General features: G+C 74.1%; 2 protein-coding genes. Both read right to left on the bottom strand.

Annotated features, from left to right (window positions below):
* Nucleotides 1-207: 207 nt before the first annotated feature.
* Complete coding sequence (prfB, locus tag ACFV6I_RS38935; RefSeq protein WP_380343626.1) at nucleotides 208-1,317, bottom strand: peptide chain release factor 2; 1,110 nt, start codon at nucleotides 1,315-1,317, stop codon at nucleotides 208-210.
* Nucleotides 1,318-1,397: 80 nt separating this feature from the next.
* Nucleotides 1,398-2,699 (bottom strand): serine/threonine-protein kinase (locus ACFV6I_RS38940; protein ID WP_380430957.1); only part of this gene is annotated, 1,302 nt, incomplete at its 5' end.

Raw genomic sequence — 2,699 nt, forward strand, 5'->3', positions numbered from 1 at the left:
CTGGCGGCCCTCCGGCCCGGGTGGGCGCCGCCCGCGCTGCGCGGCGCGCTCCAGACCCCCCAGCCTCTTCCCTCCGCCCCCCACCCCCGGCGGGGGGGGCCCTTTCGTATGCCTGCGCCTACTGCGCGGCGGTCTCGCGCTGCTTGCGCCAGCGGATGCCGGCCTCGATGCTGTGCTTGATGTTCATCGAGGCCGGCATCCTCACGCTCAGCTCGCGGTTTCCCGCTGCTTCCTCCATCGGATGCCGGCCTCGATGAAGCCGTCGATGTCGCCGTCCAGCACGCCCTGCGGGTTGCCGACCTCGTACTCCGTCCGGACGTCCTTGACCATCTGGTACGGGTGCAGCACGTAGGAGCGCATCTGGTTGCCCCAGGAGCTGCCGCTGTCCTTGAGCGCGTCCATCGCCGCCCGCTCCTCCTGGCGGCGCCGCTCCAGCAGCTTCGCCTGGAGGACGTTCATCGCGGACGCCTTGTTCTGGATCTGCGAGCGCTCGTTCTGGCAGGAGACCACGACACCGGTCGGAAGGTGCGTGATGCGCACCGCCGAGTCGGTGGTGTTGACGCCCTGGCCGCCGGGGCCGGAGGCGCGGTAGACGTCGATCCGCAGGTCGCCCTCGTCGATGTCGACGTGGTCGGACTGCTCGACGACCGGGAGCACCTCGACACCGGCGAAGGAGGTCTGCCGGCGGCCCTGGTTGTCGAAGGGCGAGATGCGGACCAGGCGGTGGGTGCCCTGCTCGACCGACAGGGTGCCGTAGGCGTACGGCGCCTTGACCGTGAAGGTCGCGGACTTGATGCCGGCCTCTTCGGCGTACGAGGTGTCGTACACCTCGGTGGGGTACCCGTGCCGCTCGGCCCAGCGCAGGTACATGCGCATCAGCTGCTCGGCGAAGTCGGCGGCGTCGACGCCACCGGCCTCGGCGCGGATGTTGATCAGCGCCTCGCGGGCGTCGTACTCGCCGGACAGGAGGGTGCGGACCTCCAGCTCCTCGACCGCCTTCTGGAGGGAGACGAGTTCGGACTCGGCCTCGACCCGGGTGTCCGCGTCGTCCTCGGCCTCGGCCAGCTCGAACAGCACGCCCAGGTCGTCGATGCGGCTGCGCAGGCCCTCGACCTTGCGCAGTTCGCCTTGGAGGAAGGAGAGCCGGCTGGTCACCTTCTGCGCGTTCGCGATGTCGTCCCACAGGTTGGGGGCGCCTGCCGCCTCCTCCAGGACAGCGATGTCGGCCCGGATCTTGTCCAGGTCGAGGACGGCCTCGATCGACCCCATGGTCGTTTCGAGGTTCTTGAGCTCTTCGGAAGGATCGACGGCTGCCACGCCCCCAGGGTAATGGTTCCGGGGGTGGTCATGACGACACCGGGGTCCTCCGGCTCTCGCGGTACCCGCCCGACGGCCCGCTACGGCGCCCGCGGGGCCGTGCCGGACACCGTCGGACGGGCCGGGTGACCGGCGTCCGGGGCGGTGGCCGCGAAGGCCGTCCAGGCCGCGGCGGCGCCCGCCAGCAGCAGGACGGTGGCCAGCAGGACGGCCAGCACCCGGCGGCGGCGCAGCAGCGCCTGCCGGTCCCGGCGGTGCCCGGTGCCCGGGGCGGTGCGCTGGGCACGGGACTCCGCGGCGTACGCGGCCAGCTCGTCCGCGGAGGGGCGGCGCAGGCTGGTGTGGGTGTCCCGGGTGGAGTCGGGGGCGACGCCGGGCACCAGCGGGACGGCCGGGCCCCGGCGGCGCTTGTGGATTCCCGGGCCGGCGTCCACCTCGGCGTACACGGCCTCACCGGGGGTCAGCGCCTCCTCCGCCGGGGCGCGGCCCTGGGAGGGCACGGCCAGCACCGGCAGGCCGGCCAGCGAGGGCAGCTGCTCGCGCAGCCGGGCCGCCAGCTCGGCGGCCCGCAGCCGGGAGGCCGGGGCCTTGGCCAGGCACTCGGAGATGATCCGCCACAGCCCGTCCGGCAGGCCGGGGATCGGCGGCACCTGCTCGGTGACGTGCCGGCGCAGCACCGCGCCGGTGTGGCCGCCGCCGAACGGGGTGAACCCGGCCAGCAGCTCGTACAGCACGGTGGCGAGGGCGTAGATGTCGACGGCGGCGCGCGGCTCCAGGCCCTCGATGATCTCCGGGGCGAGGTAGTCGGGGGTGCCGATGATCCGGGTGGCCCGGGTGCGGCGCGGGGCGTCGACCAGGCGGGCCACGCCGAAGTCGGTGAGCTTGGCGCGCGGGGCGCCGCCGGGGCCGGGGGCGGCGGCGAGGTCGAGCAGGACGTTCTCCGGCTTGACGTCGCGGTGGACGATGCCGGCGGCGTGCGCGGCGGCCAGGCCGTCGGCGACGTCCGCGATGACCGAGGCGGCGGTCTGCGGCGGGAGCGCGCCGTCACGCTCCAGCCGGGAGCGCAGGTCGGTGCCCTGGACCAGCTCCATCACCAGGGCGAGGTCGCTGCCGTCCACGACCATGTCACGCACGCCGACCACCCGGGGGTGGTCGAGGCTGGTCAGCGCGGCGCGCTCCTGGACGAAGCGGCCGACCAGCACCTGGTCGGCGGCCAGGTCCTCGCGCAGCAGCTTGACCGCCACCGGGCCGTCGGGCCCCTCACCGAGCCAGACCGTCCCGGCCGAACCCCGGCCGATCACCTGGTGGACGGTGTACCGGCTGCCGATCTTGCGTGCCAATGCTGCTCCGTGGGCGGCGCGGTAGCGCGCCCGGGGGTCCTG

This window comes from Kitasatospora sp. NPDC059803 (genome assembly GCF_042732255.1).
Classification (GTDB): domain Bacteria; phylum Actinomycetota; class Actinomycetes; order Streptomycetales; family Streptomycetaceae; genus Kitasatospora.